The sequence below is a fragment of the Streptomyces sp. XY006 genome, assembly GCF_002237655.1.
GTDB lineage: Bacteria > Actinomycetota > Actinomycetes > Streptomycetales > Streptomycetaceae > Streptomyces > Streptomyces levis.
In genome coordinates this window covers 1-794 of record NZ_NOKT01000072.1, presented here as the reverse complement: position 1 = coordinate 794, position 794 = coordinate 1, and the positions used below count along the sequence as shown (strand labels likewise).

General features: G+C 67.4%; 1 pseudogene. It reads left to right on the top strand.

The window, feature by feature from the left end:
- Positions 1-794 (top strand): annotated as a pseudogene (locus CHR28_RS37060) (alpha-1,4-glucan--maltose-1-phosphate maltosyltransferase); the annotation flags it as partial.

The window sequence follows — 794 nt, the reverse complement described above, 5'->3', positions numbered from 1 at the left end:
ACCCTGGAGGACTTCACCTGGTTCGTGCGGCAGGCCCGCGGGCTGGGCATGGAGATCGCCCTGGACTTCGCCCTGCAGTGCTCCCCGGACCACCCCTGGGTGCACAAGCACCCCGAGTGGTTCCACCACCGGCCCGACGGCACCATCGCCTACGCCGAGAACCCGCCCAAGAAGTACCAGGACATCTACCCCATCGCCTTCGACGCGGACATGGACGGCCTGGTCGCCGAGACCTGCCGGGTGCTGCGCCACTGGATGGACTGCGGAGTGCGCATCTTCCGGGTGGACAACCCCCACACCAAACCCGTCGTCTTCTGGGAGCGGGTCATCGCGGACGTCAACCGCACCGACCCCGACGTGATCTTCCTGGCCGAGGCGTTCACCCGCCCGGCGATGATGCACACCCTGGCCCAGATCGGCTTCCAGCAGTCCTACACCTACTTCACCTGGCGCAACACCAAGGAAGAACTCACCGAGTACCTGACCGAGCTGTCGGGCGAGGCCGCCTCCTACATGCGGCCCAACTTCTTCGTCAACACCCCCGACATCCTGCACGCCTACCTCCAGCAGGGCGGCCGGCCCGCCTTCGAGGTCCGTGCCGTGCTCGCCGCGACACTGTCGCCGGCCTGGGGCATCTACTCCGGCTACGAACTGTGCGAGAACACCCCGCTGCGCGAAGGCAGCGAGGAGTACCTCGACTCGGAGAAGTACCAGCTCAGGCCCCGCGACTGGGACACCGCCGAACGCGAGGGCCGCACCATCACCCCCCTGCTCACCCGGCTCAACACCATCCG